This window comes from Holophagales bacterium (genome assembly GCA_016719485.1).
Lineage (GTDB): Bacteria > Acidobacteriota > Thermoanaerobaculia > UBA5066 > UBA5066 > UBA5066.
The window spans coordinates 97,483-115,368 of record JADJZB010000007.1 but is presented as its reverse complement, the minus strand read 5'-3'; the positions used below and the strand labels follow the sequence as shown (position 1 = coordinate 115,368).

Annotated in this window: 12 protein-coding genes; 4 read left to right on the top strand and 8 right to left on the bottom strand. The window is 73.5% G+C overall.

Annotation, left to right across the window (positions count from 1 at the left end):
• Positions 1-12 precede the first annotated feature (12 nt).
• The gene (locus IPN03_06360; GenBank protein MBK9373349.1) at positions 13-405 is read right to left on the bottom strand and encodes a cupredoxin domain-containing protein; all 393 of its coding nucleotides are present in this window, start codon (positions 403-405) and stop codon (positions 13-15) included.
• A gap of 147 nt (positions 406-552) precedes the next feature.
• Here IPN03_06360 and IPN03_06355 point away from each other — a divergent pair, with 147 nt between their 5' ends.
• The 4 genes from IPN03_06355 (at position 553) to IPN03_06340 (ending at position 7,146) form a co-directional block, all read left to right on the top strand.
• Positions 553-1,932 carry a TolC family protein gene (locus tag IPN03_06355; protein ID MBK9373348.1) on the top strand — a complete coding sequence of 460 codons (1,380 nt, stop codon included), beginning with the start codon at positions 553-555 and terminating at the stop codon, positions 1,930-1,932.
• Positions 1,932-3,227, top strand: coding sequence for a copper oxidase (locus IPN03_06350; protein ID MBK9373347.1), 1,296 nt, complete (start codon positions 1,932-1,934; stop codon positions 3,225-3,227). The genes IPN03_06355 and IPN03_06350 overlap by 1 nt, the downstream gene beginning before the upstream one ends.
• 90 nt (positions 3,228-3,317) lie before the next feature.
• Positions 3,318-5,522, top strand: a complete 2,205-nt coding sequence (locus IPN03_06345; GenBank protein ID MBK9373346.1) for a copper-translocating P-type ATPase — start codon at positions 3,318-3,320, stop codon at positions 5,520-5,522.
• Positions 5,523-5,571: 49 nt separating this feature from the next.
• On the top strand, positions 5,572-7,146 hold the full coding sequence (locus tag IPN03_06340) for an MFS transporter (GenBank protein ID MBK9373345.1): 1,575 nt from the start codon (positions 5,572-5,574) through the stop codon (positions 7,144-7,146).
• A gap of 154 nt (positions 7,147-7,300) precedes the next feature.
• Here IPN03_06340 and IPN03_06335 read toward each other — a convergent pair whose 3' ends face one another.
• The 7 genes from IPN03_06335 to IPN03_06305 form a co-directional block, all read right to left on the bottom strand.
• On the bottom strand, positions 7,301-8,008 hold the full coding sequence (locus IPN03_06335) for a dimethyl sulfoxide reductase anchor subunit (protein ID MBK9373344.1): 708 nt from the start codon (positions 8,006-8,008) through the stop codon (positions 7,301-7,303).
• Entirely contained in the window at positions 8,005-8,622 is a 618-nt protein-coding gene (gene dmsB / locus IPN03_06330; protein MBK9373343.1) for a dimethylsulfoxide reductase subunit B, read from the bottom strand. The genes IPN03_06335 and dmsB overlap by 4 nt, the downstream gene beginning before the upstream one ends.
• The gene (locus tag IPN03_06325; GenBank protein MBK9373342.1) at positions 8,619-11,096 is read right to left on the bottom strand and encodes a molybdopterin-dependent oxidoreductase; all 2,478 of its coding nucleotides are present in this window, start codon (positions 11,094-11,096) and stop codon (positions 8,619-8,621) included. The genes dmsB and IPN03_06325 overlap by 4 nt, the downstream gene beginning before the upstream one ends.
• A 55-nt stretch (positions 11,097-11,151) precedes the next feature.
• Positions 11,152-12,570 (bottom strand): FAD-binding oxidoreductase, encoded by a 1,419-nt coding sequence (locus tag IPN03_06320; protein MBK9373341.1) that lies wholly within the window; start codon positions 12,568-12,570, stop codon positions 11,152-11,154.
• A complete protein-coding gene (locus tag IPN03_06315; protein MBK9373340.1) occupies positions 12,567-13,592 on the bottom strand; it encodes a DUF1338 family protein in 1,026 nt (341 codons plus the stop codon). The genes IPN03_06320 and IPN03_06315 overlap by 4 nt, the downstream gene beginning before the upstream one ends.
• 93 nt (positions 13,593-13,685) lie before the next feature.
• On the bottom strand, positions 13,686-16,832 hold the full coding sequence (locus IPN03_06310) for an efflux RND transporter permease subunit (protein ID MBK9373339.1): 3,147 nt from the start codon (positions 16,830-16,832) through the stop codon (positions 13,686-13,688).
• A complete protein-coding gene (locus tag IPN03_06305; GenBank protein MBK9373338.1) occupies positions 16,829-17,839 on the bottom strand; it encodes an efflux RND transporter periplasmic adaptor subunit in 1,011 nt (336 codons plus the stop codon). Before IPN03_06305 ends, IPN03_06310 begins: the two co-directional genes overlap by 4 nt.
• Positions 17,840-17,886: the final 47 nt, after the last annotated feature.

Here is a 17,886-nt window from a genome sequence, read left to right as displayed (position 1 = left end):
CAAGGTCCGGAGTCAGCGCACCTCGATTCCCCCCTTCATCATCCCCATCCCGCAGGTGAACGGAACGATTCCGGCGGCCTGGGGCGGCAGGTCGATCGAGACCCTCTCCCCCGTCGGGAGCGCCCTGCGAATCCCGAGGCCCGGGAAGACCACCTCCTTCGAGCAGCCGGAGGTCTCGTTCCGGAAGAACGTGATGCGCACGGGCGCGCCGGCGCGCGCCGTGAGCCGGGCGGGGCGGTAGCCCTTCTCAACGGTCACTTCGAGCTGCTGCGTCGGCGCGGGGCCGGAGGCGCCGCTCGGGCGCTCGCAGGCCTCGTCGCCGTGGCAGCAGGAACCTCCGGTTTCGGGCGCCTTCGTGTCGGTCCTGGTGCCCAGGAGGGAACGGAAGCTGTCGGCGATCTTCATGTCGGTCTCCTTTCGTCGGTCGCAAGAGGAGACGACGGGCCGGACCGGACCTTACAGGGCGGCCCGGGCCCGGCCCGCGAGGGGTTCGCGGAAAGGGCGCTGTAAGGCCCCGGCCCGGCCCGCGTCTCCGGGTCGGAGGCCAACGACATGCTCCGACGACCCCTGCTCTCGCTTCTCGCCCTGGCGCTCGCCCTCCGTCTCGCGCATGGCGGGCTGCTCGCGGGCGCCCCCGCCCCCGCCTCCGTGGGTGCCTCCGCGAACGTCCCCGTTGAGATCCGGGCCCTTCTCGCTGAGCCGCTGACCGCCGGGAGCGCCGTCCGGCTCTCCTTCCTCGCCGAGCCGTCGCTTCGCGCACGGCTCCTCGAGACGGGCGTCGACGAGGGCCGGCTCGAAGAGGCCCGGCGCCTTCCGAACCCGACGATCGAGGTCGAGTTCTGGGGGCCTTCCGGAAAGGGCGACGACGAGGCGCGCACCGAGGCCTCGATCGAATGGGACGTGACGACCGCGCTCCTGACGGGCCGGCGGACCGCCGCCGCGAGCGCCGCCCTCGGGGCCGCGCGGCTGCGTGCCGAGGCCGCGACCGTCGCCCGGGCGTTCGAAGTGGAGAGTGCGTTCCACTCCGTCCGCGGGGCGAAGAGGAAGCTCGCGATTGCGCGGACCCGCGCGGAGCTGGCCGCGGTCGTCGCGGACACCGCGCGGGCGCTCGTCGACGCCGGGAACGCCGCCGCGCTTTCCGCGCTCCGGGAAGACGCCTCCCGAGAGAGAGCGGCGCTCGCACTGTCGGAGGCGGAGCTCGTGGCCGTCGATGCCGAGGAACGCCTCTCGATCCTCCTCGGCGCCGGCAGCGTCGAGGGCGTCCGCGAGGCCGTCGCCGCGATCGGAGACGAAGCTCCTCCCCTGCCCGCCGCGCTTCCCGCGACCTCCACTCTCGAGGATGCCGCTCTCGCGTCGAACCTCGAGCTGCGCGAGTTGGACGCCCGTCTCCGCGCCGTCGCCGCCCGGATCCGGCTCGCGAAGGCGGAAGGCCGCTGGCCCGACGTGAGCCTGCGCGTCCGCACGGAACGCGAGGAAGGCTCATGGCGGATCGGCGGGGGCGTGTCGATCCGTCTTCCGCTCGTCGATCGCGGCCAGGGTCGCCTCGCCTCCCTCCTCGCCGAGCGCCGCTCCCTCGAGGAGCGCCGGAGGGCGACCGAAGCGGCGGTGGGCTCCGCGGCCCGGAGGGCGGCGAGCCGGCTCTCCCTCGCCCACGCCCGCGCCGCGCGCTACGGCGCCTCCATCCTCCCCCGGCAGGAACGGATCACGGCGGAGACGCTCCTCCACGCCAACGCGATGCAGGTCGGGATCCCCGCCCTCCTCGCCGCCCGGGACGCCGAGCTCGCCGCCGCGTCGGCGGCCGCCGACGCCGACCGCGACTACGCCGTCGCCCTCGCCGCGACAGTCGCGCTTCGAAGCGGGCTGCGCGTCGACGCGCCCGCGAGTCCCTCGCTCTCCGGCAACGAACCCGCTTCGCCCGAAGGAGGTCACTGATGGACCGTCGCTCGCTCCTCCGCTTCGCCGGCCTCGCCGCCCTCGGCAGCGCCCTGCCTCTCTCCGCGAAGGAGCCGAACACGGCCTCCCGTCCGCTCGGTGCGCCGCGCCGCACGACCCGTTCCGCGCGCTCCGGCGTCGGCTCCGTCGTCACACCGAACGGCTCCACGCTGCCGCTGCGCCGCTCCGGCCGCGTCCTCGTGGGCCACCTCGTGGCCCAGGTCGTCGACCACGAGTTCGCCCCCGGCCTGAAGGCCCTCGTCTGGGGCTACAACGGCGGCACGCCGGGCCCGACGATCGAGGCGACCGAGGGGGACCGCCTCCGGATCTACGTCACGAACCGGCTCCCCGAGCCGACGACGGTCCACTGGCACGGGCTCGTCCTGCCGAACGGGATGGACGGCGTCTCGGGCCTCAACCAGGCGCCGATTCCGGTCGGCGAGACGTGGGCCTACGAGTTCGACCTCCACCGCCCCGGGACCTTCATGTACCACTCGCACTACGACGAGATGACGCAGGTCGCCCTCGGCCTCGTCGGAATGATCGTCGTCCACCCGCGCGTCCCGACGGGCCCGCCGGTCGACCGGGACTTCGTCCTGATGACGCACGAGTGGAGCCTCCCGGTCGGCGCCCGCCGCCCCGACCCGGGCGCCATGAGCGACTTCAACCTCCTGACGTTCAACGGGAAGGCGTACCCCGGGACGGCCCCGCTCGTCGTCGGGACCGGGGAGCGGGTCCGCATCCGGATCGGGAACCTCTCGCCGATGGACCACCACCCGATCCACCTCCACGGCCTCTCCTTCGAGGTGACGGGGACCGACGGCGGCGACGTGCCCCCGTCCGCACGCTGGCCCGAGACGACGGTCCTCGTCCCCACCGGCTCGGCGCGGGTCATCGAGCTGGTTCCGACCGAGCCGGGCGACTGGGCCGTCCACTGCCACATGACGCACCACGTCATGACGCAGATGGGGCACGGCCTCCCGAACGTCGTCGGCGCCGACCTCGCGTCCGTCGACGAGCGCCTCTCGCGTCTCGTCCCGGGGGCGATGGTCATGGGCACGACCGGGATGGGAGGGATGGGCGAGATGGCGATGCCGATTCCCCCGAACAGCCTCCCGATGAAGGGGGCTCACGGCCCGTTTGGTTACGTCGACATGGGCGGGATGTTCACCGTCCTGAAGGTGCGCGACGACCCGGGGTCTGCCGACTCCGAGGGCTGGTTCCGTCATCCCGAGGGGACCGTGGCCGGACCTGCCGACCCGGCCCGGCTCGCTGCGGACGGGATCGAGCCGTAAGGCGTGACCTGGCGGCGGAGCGAGGCGGGCCGGACTGTAAGGTCCCGGCCTGCCTCACGTCTCCTCCTGTGAAACCGACAGGAGGCGAGCATGAGAGCCCACGCAACCGCCCACACCCACCCGAGCCCGTCCGACACACCCGCCCCGGCCGCCCCCGCCCCCGCAGCCGGCGGCGCGGTCCGGTGGATCTGCCCGATGGACCCCGAGGTCGTCTCCGACGGCCCGGGCGACTGCCCGGTCTGCGGCATGGCGCTCGAGCCCGAGATGCCGACCTCGGACGTCGAGTCGCCCGAGCTCGCCGACATGACGCGGAGGCTGAAGGTCGCGACCGCGCTCGGCCTGCCGGTCCTCGTCCTCGCGATGTCGGACATGGTCCCGGGCCAGCCGCTCCAGCACGCCGTCTCGCCCTGGCTCCTCACGCTCGTCCAGGCCCTCCTCGCGACGCCGGTCGTCGCCTGGGCCGGGGCGCCCTTCTTCCGGCGCGCGTGGGCCTCACTCGTCAACCGCAGCCCGAACATGTTCACGCTCATCGGCCTCGGCGTCGCGGCCGCGTGGCTCTACAGCGCCGTGGCGCTCGTCGTCGCCGCGCTCCGGCCCGATCTCGTTCCCGACGTCTACAGGGGGCACGGCGGCGCGCCCCTCGTCTACTTCGAGGCGGCGGCCGTCATCACGGCGCTCGCCCTCCTCGGCCAGGTCCTCGAGCTCAAGGCCCGGAGCCGGACGAGCTCGGCCATCCGCGCCCTCCTCGACCTCTCGCCGAAGACGGCGCGGAGGATCGAGGCCGAGGGCCGCGAGGTGGACGTCCCCGTCGAGCACGTCGCGGCAGGCGACCGCCTCCGCGTGCGGCCCGGCGAGCGCGTCCCGGTGGACGGGACGATCGAGGACGGGACCTCCTGGATCGACGAATCGATGATCACGGGCGAGCCGATCCCGGTGGAGAAGACCCCGGGGAGCGCCGTCACCGGCGGGACTGTGAACGGGGCCGGCGGCTTCGTCATGGCCGCCGAGCGGGTCGGCGAGGGGACGACGCTCGCGCGGATCGTCCGGCTCGTCGCCGAGGCCCAGAGGAGCCGCGCCGCGATCCAGCAGCTCGCCGACCGCGTCTCGGCCTGGTTCGTCCCGGCGGTCGTGGCTGCGTCGTTCGTGACCTTCGCGCTCTGGATGGTCCTCGGACCCGAGCCGCGATTCGTCCACGCCCTCGCCTCGGCGATCGCGGTCGTCATCATCGCCTGCCCGTGCGCCCTCGGCCTCGCGACGCCCCTCTCCATCATGGTTGCCACCGGGCGCGGCGCCCTCTCCGGCGTTCTCGTGAAGAACGCCGACGCCCTCGAGCGCCTCGCTGCCGTGGACGTCCTCGTCATCGACAAGACCGGCACGCTCACCGAGGGGCGGCCCGCCGTCGCGGCTCTCGAAGCCGTCGCGCCGTTCACGAAGGACGAGGTCGTGCGGCTCGCCGCCGCCCTCGAGCGCGCGAGCGAACACCCTCTCGGCGCGGCCATCGTGGCCGCCGCGGGCGCGGGCCCGCTTCCCCTCGTCTCGGAATTCCGGTCCGTCACGGGCCGCGGCGTCGCGGGCCGCGTCTCGGGGCACGACGTCCTCGTCGGGAGCCTCCGGTTCCTCGAGGAGGCGGGCGTCGAGACGTCGGCTCTCGTCGCACTCGCGACGGCCCACCAGGAAGAGGGACGCACCGCCGTCACCGTCGCGATCGACGGCCGCCCCGCGGGCCTCGTCGCCGTCGCCGACCCAATCAAGGCTTCGGCCGCGGCCGCCCTCGCGGCCCTCCGCGCCGACGGCATCGAGATCGTCCTCCTGACGGGAGACGCCCGCCGGTCGGCCGCCGCCGTCGCGAAGACGCTCGGCATCAGCCGGTACGAGGCCGAGGTCCTCCCCGAGGAGAAGGGGGCCGTCGTCGAGCGGCTCCGCGCCGAAGGGCGCGTCGTCGCGATGGCCGGAGACGGCGTGAACGACGCCCCCGCCCTCGCCCGCGCCGACGTCGGCATCGCGATGGGCACCGGGACCGACGTCGCCATCGAGAGCGCCGCCGTCACCCTCCTCAACGGCGACCTCGCGGGCCTCGTCCGCGCGCGGCGCCTCGGTCGCGCCACGATGCGGAACATCCGCCAGAACCTCGCGTGGGCGTTCGGCTACAACCTCCTCGGCGTTCCTCTCGCGGCCGGCCTCCTCTACCCGTTCTTCGGCGTTCTCCTCTCGCCGATGGTCGCCGGCGCCGCAATGAGCCTCAGCTCGGTCTCCGTCATCGTGAACTCTCTCCGACTCCGCAAGCTCGAGCTCTGAAACGCCTCCGGCGAGACGGGGCCGCGCCTCCCCGTACAATCCGCCGGCCATGAGCGAGCCGGTTGCGGTGGCGCCAGAGGGCGTAAGGCGAGGGACGCTGTCGCGGGTGGCGGCGGTCGTGGCGCTGTCGTTCTCGTCGGGGTTGCCGCTCGGGCTCGTCTGGATCGCGATCCCGGACTGGATGCGCTCGATGGGTGTCGACATCCGCGTCGTCGGGCTCTTCACCCTCGCGCAGGCGCCCTGGTCCTTCAAGTTCCTCTGGTCGCCGCTCATGGACCGTTTCCGGCTGCCGTTCTGGGGCCGGCGGCGGGGATGGATCGCGGTGGCGCAGGTGGCGCTCGCGCTCTCGGGGCTGGGGCTCTCCGGCGTCGGGAGCCGTCCCGAGACGCCGTGGGTCGCGCTCGCCCTGACGCTCGCCGTCGCGCTCTCGGCCGCGACGCAGGACATCGCGATCGACGCCTACGCGGTCGACGTCCTCCGGAAGGAAGAGCACGGCGTCGCGGTCGGCCTGCGCACGGCCGTCTACCGGGCGGCGATGACCCTCTCGGGGGGCCTGGCGATCTGGGCGGCGGCGAGCCTCGGGTGGGGCGCGGTCAATCTCCTCCTCGGCATCGTCTACCTGCCGCTCATCCTCGTCACGTGGCGCTCGCCGGAGCCGGAGGAGCCTCCCGCCGGGCCGAAGACGTTGCGCGACGCGATCTGGCTGCCGTTCCTCGAGTGCCTCTCGCGTCACCGTGCGGTCGAGATCCTCGTCTTCGTCGTCCTCTACAAGCTGGCCGACGCGCTCTCGCAGTCTTTGCTCCGGCCCTTCCTCATCGACATGGGATACGGCGGGTTCGACCGCGGGTTCGTCCTCGGCACCGCGGGCGTCGCGCTGACGATCGCCGGCACGTTCCTCGGCGGCGTCGCGTGCACCCGGATCGGCCTCGGGCACTCGCTCTGGATCTTCGGCTTCTTCCAGATCTTCTCGAACATCGGCTACGTCCTGATCACCTACTGGCCCGGCGGGCGGCCGGTGATGTACGGCGCGATGGCCTTCGAGATGATCACGAGCGGCCTCGGCATGGGGGCGTTCGGCGTCCTCCTCCTGCGCATCACCGAGAAGAGGTTCTCGGCGACCCAGTACGCGCTCTTCTCGTCGCTCTTCGGCCTCCCCCGCATCCTCGGCGGCCCGATCACCGGCCTGATCGTCGACGCCGCCGGCTGGCGGACGTTCTTCTGGTTCACGATCGCCGCCGGCGTGCCGGGGCTGATCCTCCTCCAGCGCTTCGCGCCGATCGGCGTGCGCGAGCCGCGCTTCACGGCCGAGACGGTCGCCGTCCGGCGGCGGATGACCGGGCGGCAGATCGCCCGGCGCGGGGTCGTCGGCGCGCTCGTCTCGGCGGTCGTCGGCGGCGCCTGGATGATCGGGCTCGTCGCGATCAAGGCGTATCGCAAGGACCCGGCCGCCGGCTTCGACCTCGGCGGGGCGGCCGCGGCCTTCTTCCAGCCCACCACGGTCGGAGGGTGGACGCAGCTCGTCGCCATCCTGGTGGTCGGTGTCCTCGGCGGACTCGGCACCGCGGCGCTCCTCACCGCGCGCCACGGGGACCGGGAACCGGACGGCGGGAAAAGCGGCGCGTAGACGCCCGCTCAGAGCCCCGAGCGGACCCGCGCCTCGTAGAAGAGCACCCGGCCCGCCGCCTCCGCGGCGAAGGCGAGGACGAGGGCCGAGACGACGGGCCACGCCGCGTCCGGGGCGATCCGGGTCGCGAGGCCGGCGCCGACGGCGAACGCCGTCAGGGTGATCCGCGCCGCGACGAGCCCGCGCTGCTCGCGGCCCGTCCGCGCGAAAGCCTCGCGCTCGGCTCCGCTCCTTCCCGCGAGCCGCCGGAGCCAGAGGAGCCCGGAGACGAGGGCGACGACGAGGACGACGAGCCCCGTGGCGAGGAGCGGGATCGGCCCCGGGCAGGGTCCGTCGAGGCGGGCCCGCGGAGCGCGAGCCCCGCCGCGACGGCGAGGGCACCGAGCGCGACGGCCGTCGCGAAGAAGGCGACCGGCGTCGCGCGCTGATCCCAGGAGGGGACCGTCCGGAGACGGTAGGCCCGCACCATCGTCACGACGAGGCCGAATCCCGCGACCGCGGCGAAGCCGTGCGCGAAGCCGGCGGCGGAGCCCGCCGGGCCGGGCCGGAACCGGAGGAGGACCGTCGCGGCGAGGGCGGCGGTGAAGAGCGCCGCGAGGAGGATCTCGCGGCTCAGCCACGAGGAGCCCAGGTTCCCGAGAGCGCGGACCGCGTTGCGGGGGCTCCCGAGGTGGAGGAACGACGCCGCAAGACCGAGTAGGGCGGCGACGAGCGCGAACGAGAGGACCGGCAGCGCGGCCGCCTCCACGGAAGCGCCCGCGCCCGCGCGGACCGCGCGCCATTCGAACGCGAGGAGGAACGCGCACGCCCCGGCCGCCGCCTGCGTCAGGAGCGTGAAGGCGACGAGCGAGCCTTCCCTCACGGCTCCACCTCCTCGACGTTCGCGATCTCGCCGTCCGCCTCCGAACGCGGCGCGGCCGGGTGCGGCGTCAGGCGCAGCGCCGGCTCCGTCAGCCGCGGGTCGGGGAGCGGGAAGCCGGCGGCCTCCCCGTACCTTCCCACCATCTCTTCGCGCGGCCCGAAGTCGAGGGCCCGCATCGGGCAGGCGGCGACGCACGACGGCGCGAGCCCCTCCTCGAGGCGGTCGGCGCAGAGGTCGCACTTCGTCATGACGCCCCGCGCCGCGTCGAACCGCGGGGCGCCGTACGGGCAGGCCCACTCGCAGTAGCGGCACCCCATGCACTTGTCGGAGTCGAGGAGGACGACACCGTCCTCGCGCCGGCGGATGGCCCCCGTCGGGCAGACCTCCGCGCAGACGGGCCGCTCGCAGTGGTTGCAGGAGAGGGAGAGGTTCCAGGCGAAGACGTCGTGCGTCCACGCGGCTCCCGCTCGCATCCACCCGCCCCCCGAGACCTCGTAAACCCGCCGCCAGAGAATGCCGGCAGGGAGGTCGTTGTGGTCCTTGCAGGCGGCCTGGCAGGCCTTGCAGCCGGTGCAGGACGAGGCGTCGAAGTGGACGACGAAGGGGCCGTTCACCGGGACCCCTCCCGGCGCCGGAACGCCGCGGCCGCGGGGCGGGGCCGCTTCGCCCGGGCCGGCGTCTCGTTTCCCGTCTCCGCCCGCTCCACCTCTGCCATCGCCGTGTGCTGCGCGGTGCCGAAGGCGAGCGGCGTCCAGCGCTCGCTCGTCAGGACGTTCACGTTGCCGCGGCGGTCCTCGCCCCGCTCGTCGGGCGTCCACCACGCCCCCTGCGGGATGTCGATCACGCCCGGCAGGATCCGCGGCGTGACGCGGCAACGGAGGACCACGGCGCCACGGGCGTTGAAGACGCGGACCTCGTCGCCGTCGGCGACACCGCGCGCCTCGGCGTCGAGCGGGTTGAGGAAGACGCGCTGCGGGAAGGCCTCCTCCAGCCAGTCGTTGTTGTCGTGCGTGGAGTGGACGCGGTGGAGCGTGTGGTGCCCGATGACCTGCAGCGGGTACGCCGCCGCCTCGGGGCCGAACGGGCTCTCCCACTCCTCGACGTACTTCGGGACGGCCGGGATCTCGTCGGGCCTCCCCTTCTCGAGGAGCGCCTTCGAGAAGATCTCGATCTTCCCCGAGGGGGTGTCGAGCGGGTGTCCTTCCGGGTCGCGCCGGAAGTCCTCGAACGCCACCGCGGGGCGCGTCACCGGATTCGCCCAGACGCCGACGTTCTTCTCGAGGAGGTCGTCGAGCGGCGGCAGGTCGGGAAAGCGCGTCTCCCTGTAGCGGTCGAGGACCCACTCCACCCAGCCCCGCTCGTCGCGCCCTTCCGTGAAGGCCTCCTCGACGCCGAGGCGCCTGGCGAGGTCGGCGCAGATCCGGTAGTCGCTCCGGCACTCGCCGGGCGGCTCGACGACCTTCGGCATGAGGATGACCTCGTCGCCGTACTTCCAGCCGTCCTCGACGCCCCACGTCTCGAACTGCGTGCAGGCGGGGAGGACGACGTCGGCGAAGCGCGCCGTCGGCGTCAGGAAATTGTCCTGGACGACGAGGAACTCCACCTTCGACGCGTCGGCGAGGATCCGCGCCGTGCGGTTGACGTTCGCGTGCTGGTTGACGAGCGCGTTCGTGGCGACCGCGTAGATCAGCTTCACGTCGGTCCCGAGGCGGCGCGACGGAGAAGTTGCCTCCTCCTCACTGCTGGGGGGTCCGGGGGGTCGCGAATAGCACCCCCCGGCGCGCGCCGCGGCGTCGCGCCCCCGCGCGACGGTCCCCGAGAAGACGACGCCGTCCTCTTCCCCCATCTCGCGGCCCCTCAGGACCGCCTCGGTCCAGAGGAAGCACGGGATCGCCGCGCCGAACGGGTTCTCGCCGGTCGGGAAGACGGTCCAGAAGGGGCCGCCGTCGGGCGCCTGGTTCCCGAGGCCCGAGGCCCAGCCGCCCGGGATCCCGACGTTCCCCGCGAGCGCCGCGAGGACGCAGCCGGCCCGGACGACCTGCTCGCCGTACGCCCGCCGCTGCATCCCGTAGCCCTGGTAGAGGACGCCCGGGACCGTCGTCGCGTACTCCCGCGCGAGGCGGGCGATCGTCGCGCGCGGCACGGTCGTGATCGGCTCGGCCCACTCGGGCGTCTTCGGGACGCCGTCCCTCGCGCCGAGGAGGTAGTCGCGGTAGCTCTCCTCCCCCTCGCACCCCGGCGGCATCTGCGAGGCGTCGAAGCCGACGCAGTGGGTCCTGACGAACTCCGCGTCGTAGAGCCCCTCGGTCACCATGACGTACGCCATCGCGGTCATGAGCGCCGCGTCGGTGCCGGGGCGGATCGGGACCCACTCGTCGGCGAGCGAGGCGGCCGAGAGGCTGTGCCGCGGGTCGATGCAGACGACGCGGGCGCCCCGCTCCCGCGCGAGCTTCAGGAAGAAGTCGCTGTTCGTCCCGTCGCGCATTTCCGCCGGGTTCCAGCCCCACATCAGGATCAGCTTCGCGTTCAGCCAGTCCTGCCGCTGGTTGCCGGTCGTGAGGGTGCCGTAGACGGTCGGCGTCGCGACGTTGATCGCGGCCCAGGAATAGCTGTTCCATATTCCGAGGCAGCCGCCGGCGACGTTCATCAGCCGCCGCGCCACGTGCGAGCCGTTCGTCTGGTTGTACGAGCCGGTGCCGTACGGGACGAAGAGGGCGCCGGGGCCGTGCGTCTCCCGCACCCGCCGCATCTGCGTGGCGACGAGGTCGAGCGCCTCGTCCCAGGAAATGCGCGCGAATCTCCCCTCCCCGCGTTTCCCGACCCGCTTCAGCGGGTGGAGGAGCCGGTCGGGGTGGTACTGGCGGCGCAGGTAGGCCCTCCCGCGGGCACAGGCCCGCAGCTGCGGGGCTTCGAGGACGTCGGGACGGTCGTCCGCCTCGAGGCGGACGATCCGCCCGCCTGACACCGTCGCGAGGAGGACGCAGCGTCCGCCGCAGTTGTGGGCCGGGCAGCCGACCCGGACCATCGACTCCCCACGACTCGCCCCGTTTCGCCCTTCGCGGCCCGTCCGGGCCGGACCCCAGGTCATAGGCGCCGACCTCCGACCGGCCATGGTACTTCGGACGGGCCTGGCCCTCGCGCGCTCAGCCCAGCCGGACCGTCCCGAGAAGCCCCACAGGGTCGAGCCGCTGCTTGAGCAGGCGGCAGACCTCCTTCACGAGCTCCGGCGTGTAGAGGTCGTAGAAGGCCTGGTTGTGCGGGCCGACCCCGTGCTCGGCGCTGTAGCTGCCGCGGAAGCGGGTGACGGCGAGGTCGTAGAGCCGCGGCTGCAGCTCCGCTTTCAGCTCGGAGGTCGGCCGCGGCGCGTCCTCGGAACTCCAGACGAGGTTCACGTGGACGCCGCCGTCCCCCCAGTGGCCGTAGTCGCAGAAGCGGACGAAGGGCCAGCCGGCGGCCACCGTCTCGCGCGCGGCGTCGACGAAGGCGGCCATCGAGGAGCGCGGGACGGAGATGTCGAAGGCGAGGACCTCGCCCTCCTGGCGGAGGCTCTCGGAGACGTGGTGGCGGATCTCCCAGAGCTCCGACGGCTTCCCCGGGAAGACGTCCGTCATCTCGCCGCCGTCCGCGGCCTCGAGCTGCTCGGAGAGGGCCGACTCGAGGAGGTCGTCGAGCGCGAGGCGCGACGGGTCGAGCGTCGAGGAGAGCTCCACGAGAACCGTGTAGGCCGGGGGCCGTCCGCCGAACGGGTCGCGCAGGCGCGGCTGGTGGCGGAAGACCGGGGCGAGCGCGGCGGCGCCGATCGCCTCGAAGGCGGTGAGCACCTCGCCGAGCTGCGCCTCGAGGCGCGCAAGGAGGCCGAGGACGGCGGCCCCCGAGGAGAGCCCGACGAGCGCCGTCACCCTCTGGACGGGGCGCGGGACGACGCGCATCACCACCTTCGTCACGACGCCGAAGACCCCCGAGGTGCCGACGAAGAGCTGGCGCGCGTCGAATCCCGTGTTGTTCTTGCGGAGCGGCCGCATCAGGTCGAGGACCGTGCCGTCGGCGAGGACCGCTTCGAGACCGAGGAGGTTCTGGCGGACGTCGCCGTAGCGGAGGAGTCGGGTGCCGCCCGTGTTCGTCGCGACCATGCCGCCGATCGAGGGGTCGGCCCCGAGGTCGATCGGGAAGAGGAGGCCGTGCCCGGCGAGGGCGGCGTCGAGACTGCTGAGGAGGACGCCGCCGTCCGCAGTCACCGTCCGATCCACGGGGTCGACCTCGATCGTCCGGCTGAGCCTTTCGAGGCTCAGGACGAGCATCTCGCCGCTCCCGTCCGGCGTGGACGCCCCGACGAGGCCCGTGTTGCCTCCCTGGGGCACGACGCGAAGGCCGGCCACGGAGGCGTGGCGGAGGAGGCGCGAAACCTCCTCCGTGCTCGACGGCCGCACCGCCGCCAGCGCCTTCCCCCGGCCGTAGCGCCAGCCCTTCTCGTAACGCTCGAGCTCGTGCGGCTCGACGACCACGGCGCTCTCGCCGAGGAGGGCACGGAGAGAGGCGAGGACCTCTTCGCGCTGCACGGTCACGCGAGGACCGGCGCGGTCATCTGGAAGATCGCCTGCGCGTTGCTCGTGTCGAACCCGAGGTCGAGCCGGCCGTCGGCGTGGCGGTGCCTCGTGATGAACTCGAAGAAGGAGCCGGGCACCGGCCGGAGGACGAGCGCGCCCTCCGGCCCCACGAACGGCCGCTCGACGGGGGCGGCGCGGTAGGCCGTCTGGAGGACGCGTCCGCTCGCCGAGACCTCGACGCGGTCCTTCATCGGGCGCCCGAGGGCGAGCTCCTCGGCGGAGAGGGCCGCCACGTCGGCGACACGGTCCGTGGCGTGGTTGAAGGCGTTCCCCTCGGTGGCGATCCAGGCGGCCTCGGCGCTCTCCTCGAGGAGCCGTTCGTAGTCGGCGAGGGCCGGGACGCGGTGCGCGCGGTCGAAGGCGCCGGCGAGGTCGGGGAGGATCCGCCGTGCGGTCTCGGCGGGGAGCTCTCCCGCCGCCGAGAGCTCCTCGAGCCCGGCCAGCGTCGCGGCGGGCAGCGGGTCGCGCGAGGCGCCGAACACCCGCTCGGCGCTCTTTGCGAAGCGGGGCGAGAAACGGTCGACGTGGAGCTCGCTCACGAAGAACTGGGCGATCGATTCCGGGAAGTCGCGGTGGCGCCAGGCCCGGCCGGTCATCCCGAGCCGGTCGAGCGGGTAGACCTCGCCGACCTCGTAGCCGAGGGGAGCGAGGACGCGGGTCAGCGCGCGCTCGCCTGCCGGCAGCGCCCCGGTCTCGCCGAGGACGGTCCGGACGGCCCCGTGGTCGTGGACGACCTTCTCCCCGCGACGGACGCGGTCGAGGACGTAGAGCGCGCCCGCGGGGACCCGCCGGAGGAGGTCGTCGAAGAGGAGGAGGTTCAGCGCCTGCGCGAGCTCGGCGCGAGAGACCGTTTCGGAGGGCGCCCGGAGGAGCGCCGCGTCGATCTCGACCGCCGCCACGAGCGCCTCGGTGCGCGCCCGCCCCAGGATCCCCTCGACCAGCCCGATCACCCGCGACTCCGCCGGCCTCGTCGTCTCCATCGCGTCCTTCCTCCTGGCGGGGCCGCGCCGGGCCCCGCACGGATTATTGCAGCGCAGCAGGCCAGGCGTCCCGGGCCGCGGCGGCAGCCCGGGTCAGCCTTTCGCCCCGTCCACCAGGAGCCTCCGCCGCATCCGGTCGGCGAGGCCGGAGAGGGTCAGGTAGAGGCACGGGACGACGAAGAGGGTCAGGAGCGTCGAGAGCGTCAGGCCGCCGATCACGGCGACCGCCATCGGGTTCATCAGCTCGCCGCCCTCGGCGTGGTTCAGGGCGAGCGGGAGCATGCCGACGACCGTCGTGAGGACGGTCATGACGATCGGTCTCACGCGGAGCGGCGCGGCGGCGAGGACGGCCTCCATTCGCGGCGTGCCGCCGGCCCGGCGGATCTCGAAGTACTCGACGAGGAGGATGCCGTTGTTGACGACGATCCCCGCGAGGAGGATGACGCCGAGCATGACCGGCGCCGACATCGGCAGCCCGGTCAGCGTCAGCGCGAGGACGACGCCGACGAGGGCGAGCGGGATCGCCGCCATGATGACGAGCGGGTTGACGAGCGACTCGTACTGGATGGCCATCACCGCGAAGACGAGGAAGACCGCGAGGAGGACGACGGTGACGAGGACCCGGCGGTTCTCGTCGACCGCCTCCTGCTGGCCGCCGAAGCGGACCGTGTAGCCCTCCGGCAGGACCATGTCGGCGAGGGCCTTCCGTGCCTCCTCCGTCGCCTCGCTGATCGACCAGACCTGTGGGAGGACCGAGGCCCCGACGGTGACGAGCCGGTTCTGGTTCTCGCGCTGGATCGTCTGCGGCGCCGAGCTCTCGCGCACCTCGGCCACGTCGCGCAGGCGCAGGGCGGCGCCGCTCCGCGGGAAGAGGGGGAGAGAGGCCATCTCGGCCGCGTCCCTCACCTTGGCCGGGTCGAACCGGACCCTCACGTCGAACTCCCGGTCCCCTTCCGTCAGGCGCGTGGCGACCGAGCCGCCGACGGCCGTCCGGACCGTCCGCCCGACCTCGCCGACGTCGAGGCCGAGGTCGGCGGCGCGCCGCCGGTCGACGACGACGCGCAGCTCGGGGGCCGTCTCCTTGAGGCTCGTCTCGACGTTCGAGAGCCCCGCGAGCTTCCCGAGCCGCGCCTCGACCTCCTCGCCGAGCCGCTGGAGCGTCGGGAGGTCGTCGCCGAAGACCTTCACCTCGAGGTCTTCGGTACCGGTGGAGGTGCGCAGGCCGCGGATGCGCGGCGGCTGGACCCTGACGCGGGCGTCGGCGAGCTCGGGCAGGGCGGAGAGCTCGGCCTGGGCGCGCTGCAGCCACGCGGAGGCCGTCATGCCGCGGCTCCGCCGCGGCATGACCTCGACCTCCATGCTCGCGAAGCGGGGCCGGACCCACATGCCGCGCCCCCAGATGCCGCCGCCGGCCGCCGCGAAGACGTGCCGGACGGCGGGGAGCTCGCGGACGACCTTCTCGGCCGCCAGGGTCGCCCGGTTCGTCACGTCGACGGGCGTGCCGACCGGCAGCTCGATCGAGACGCGGAAGCGCCCGTCGTCCACCTGCGGGAGGAACTCGTTCCCGAGGCGGCTGGCGAAAACGGCGCTGCCGACGAACGCGAGGACGGCGGCGACGAGGACGACCGTCCGGTGCCGGAGGACACCGGGGAGGACGGCGCCGTAGGCCCGGGTCACGGCGTCCATCGCCGCGGGGACCGCCCGGAGGAGCCGCACGCGCTCGAGCCCCGAGGAGGCCTTCAGCTTGAAGAGCTGGGCCGCGAGCATCGGCACGAGGGTCAGGGCGACGACGAGCGAGACGACGATCGCGAAGGAGATCGTCAGGAGGAGCTCGCGGAAGAGGAGCGCCGCCAGGCCCGTGATCAGGAGGAACGGCGCGACGGAGGCGAGGTTCGTGATCGTCGAGGCGACGACCGCCGAGGCGACTTCGCCGGCGCCGACGTGCGCCGCCTCGACCGGGTCGGGGTGCTCCCGCTGGTGCCGGTCGATGTTCTCGAGCATGACGATGGCGTTGTCGACGAGCATCCCGATGCCGAGCGCGAGCCCGCCGAGCGACATGATGTTGAGCGTCAGGCCGGAGGAGCCCATCAGGGCCACGCAGCCGAGGATCGAGATCGGGATCGCCGTCCCGATGATGAGCGTCCGCCGCACGGACCGCAGGAAGAGGAAGACGACGAGCATCGCCAGGCCCCCGCCCAGCGCCGCCGCCTGCCCGACGCCGCTCACCGAGGCGCGGACGAAGAAGGCCTGGTCCTGAGTGACCTGCGTGATCACGTCGGGCGGGAAGAAGCCGTCGCGCTTCAGGCGCTCGAGCACCCGGTTGCAGCCGTCGACGACCTGCACCGTGTTGGCGTCGGGCTGCTTGGAGATGGCGACCTGGACGGCCGGCTTGCCGTCGAGGCGGGCGAAGACCCGGTCGTCGAGGTGGGTGTCGCGCACGTCCGCCACGTCGGAGAGGGCGACGTCGCCTCCGCCCGGCAGCGGCAGGCGGACCGCTGCGATGTCGGCCGGGGAGGTGAACTTCCCCTTCGTCTTCGACACGACGTCCCGGCTCGTCGACTGGAGGCGCCCCGCCGCGATGTCCTGGTTCTCCTCGCGGACACGCGTCAGGACCTCGGAGACGGTCAGCCGGTAGGAGCGGAGGCGCTCGGGGTCGAGCCGGACCTGGATCTCCCGGTCGAGGCCCCCCGCCACGTCGACCGAGGCGACCCCCTCGACGGTGAGGAGCTGGCGGGCGAGCTGGTCCTCGCACCAGCGCTTGAGCCACCCCTCGTCCCGGGTCGGCGAGGAGACGGCGAAGTTCAGGACGGGAATCTGCGAGGGGTCGCGCTTGCCGATCGTCGGCGGGTCGGCCTCCTCGGGGAGCGCCGAGCGGGCCTGGTCGAGCTTCGTCGAGGCGTCGCGCAGGGCGATGTCGACGTCGGTCCCGTAGGAAAAGTGGATGTCGACGTCCGTCTCCCCCTCGGACGACTCGGAGGTGATCAGGATCGCGTTCTCGGTCGTCGCGAGCCTGCGCTCGAGGAGCTTCGTGACCGTCTGCTCCATCACCTCGGGGTCGACGCCCGGGTTGCGGACGCCGGCCCCGATCTGCGGGTAGACGATCCGCGGCAGGAGGTCGACCGCGAGCCGGCCCACCATCGACACGCCGACGATGCAGATCGCGAGCGCGATGATCGTCGTGCCGACCGGGCGGGTGATCGACCAGTGGACGAGGCCCCGGCGCTCCCCGTTCCCGCTCACGACCCGCTCCCGCCGGCTGCGCGCTGGACCGGGCCGCCGTCGCGCAGGCGGACGAGCCCTTCCACGACGACCTCGTCGCCGGCCGCGAGGCCCTTGCGGATCACGACCCGCCCGTCCACCCGCTCGCCCGGCTCGACGGGACGGACCCGCGCCGTGTCGCCGTCGAGGACCCAGACGAAGTGGGGCACCTCCGACCCGCGCTGCAGCGCGGCCTCGGGGACGAGGAGGACGCCCTTCCGGTTCTCGAGGACCATCCCGGCCCGCGCGAGGAAGCCCGGCCGGACCGCGGCCGGGGGATCTGCGAGCGTGAGCTCGACCGTCACCTGCCGCGTCGTTCCCTCCGCGGCCGGGAAGATCCGCGCGATCCGGGCGGCCATCGAGACGTCCGGGAGGGCGTCGACCCGCACCGTCGCCGTGTCACCGGGACGGAGGTGGACGACCTCCAGCTCGGAGACGGGGACCCTCAGCATCAGGCCCGGACCGGCCGCCAGCTCGACGAGCGGCGTGCGGGGCGAGGCGAGGTTCCCCACCTCCACGTGCCGCGCGAGGACGACGCCGGCGACGGGGGCCGTGATCCGCGTGAAGGAGGCCCGGGTCCGGAGGAGATCGGCTCGCGCCTCCGCCATCGCCTCGGACGCCCGGATCGTGTCCGCTTCCGACGTCGAGATGAGGCCCTCTCCCTCGAGGGCCTTCGCGCGGCGCGCCTGGGCCTGGGCGTCGAGGAGCCGCGCCTGCGCCTCCGCAAGCTCGGCCCGGATCCGCCGGTCGTCGAGCTGGACGACGAGGTCCCCCGCGGCGACCCGGTCTCCCTCGCGGACGGCCACGGCGGTGACGACACCCTCCTCCTGGGCCGCGACGACCACGCGCGCCGAGGGTTCGAGCGTTCCGACGACGATGGTGGAGAGGACGACGTTCTCCGGGACGAGGCGGATCGTCCGGACCTGGGGCGGACCGGCGGCGGGCGCGGTCGCGCCGGCATCCGGACCACAGCCGGTCTGGAGGGACACGGCAGCAATCAGAGGGAGCAGTAGGGATCGGCGGGTCATCAGGCCTC

Excerpts from the sequence above, each read along its gene's own strand:
- IPN03_06360 (MBK9373349.1), bottom strand. The coding sequence starts at position 405 with ATGAAGATCGCCGACAGCTTCCGTTCCCTCCTGGGCACCAGGACCGAC.
- IPN03_06355 (MBK9373348.1), top strand. The coding sequence starts at position 553 with ATGCTCCGACGACCCCTGCTCTCGCTTCTCGCCCTGGCGCTCGCCCTC.
- IPN03_06350 (MBK9373347.1), top strand. The coding sequence starts at position 1,932 with ATGGACCGTCGCTCGCTCCTCCGCTTCGCCGGCCTCGCCGCCCTCGGC.
- IPN03_06345 (MBK9373346.1), top strand. The coding sequence starts at position 3,318 with ATGAGAGCCCACGCAACCGCCCACACCCACCCGAGCCCGTCCGACACA.
- IPN03_06340 (MBK9373345.1), top strand. The coding sequence starts at position 5,572 with ATGAGCGAGCCGGTTGCGGTGGCGCCAGAGGGCGTAAGGCGAGGGACG.
- IPN03_06325 (MBK9373342.1), bottom strand. The coding sequence starts at position 11,096 with ATGACCTGGGGTCCGGCCCGGACGGGCCGCGAAGGGCGAAACGGGGCG.
- IPN03_06315 (MBK9373340.1), bottom strand. The coding sequence starts at position 13,592 with ATGGAGACGACGAGGCCGGCGGAGTCGCGGGTGATCGGGCTGGTCGAG.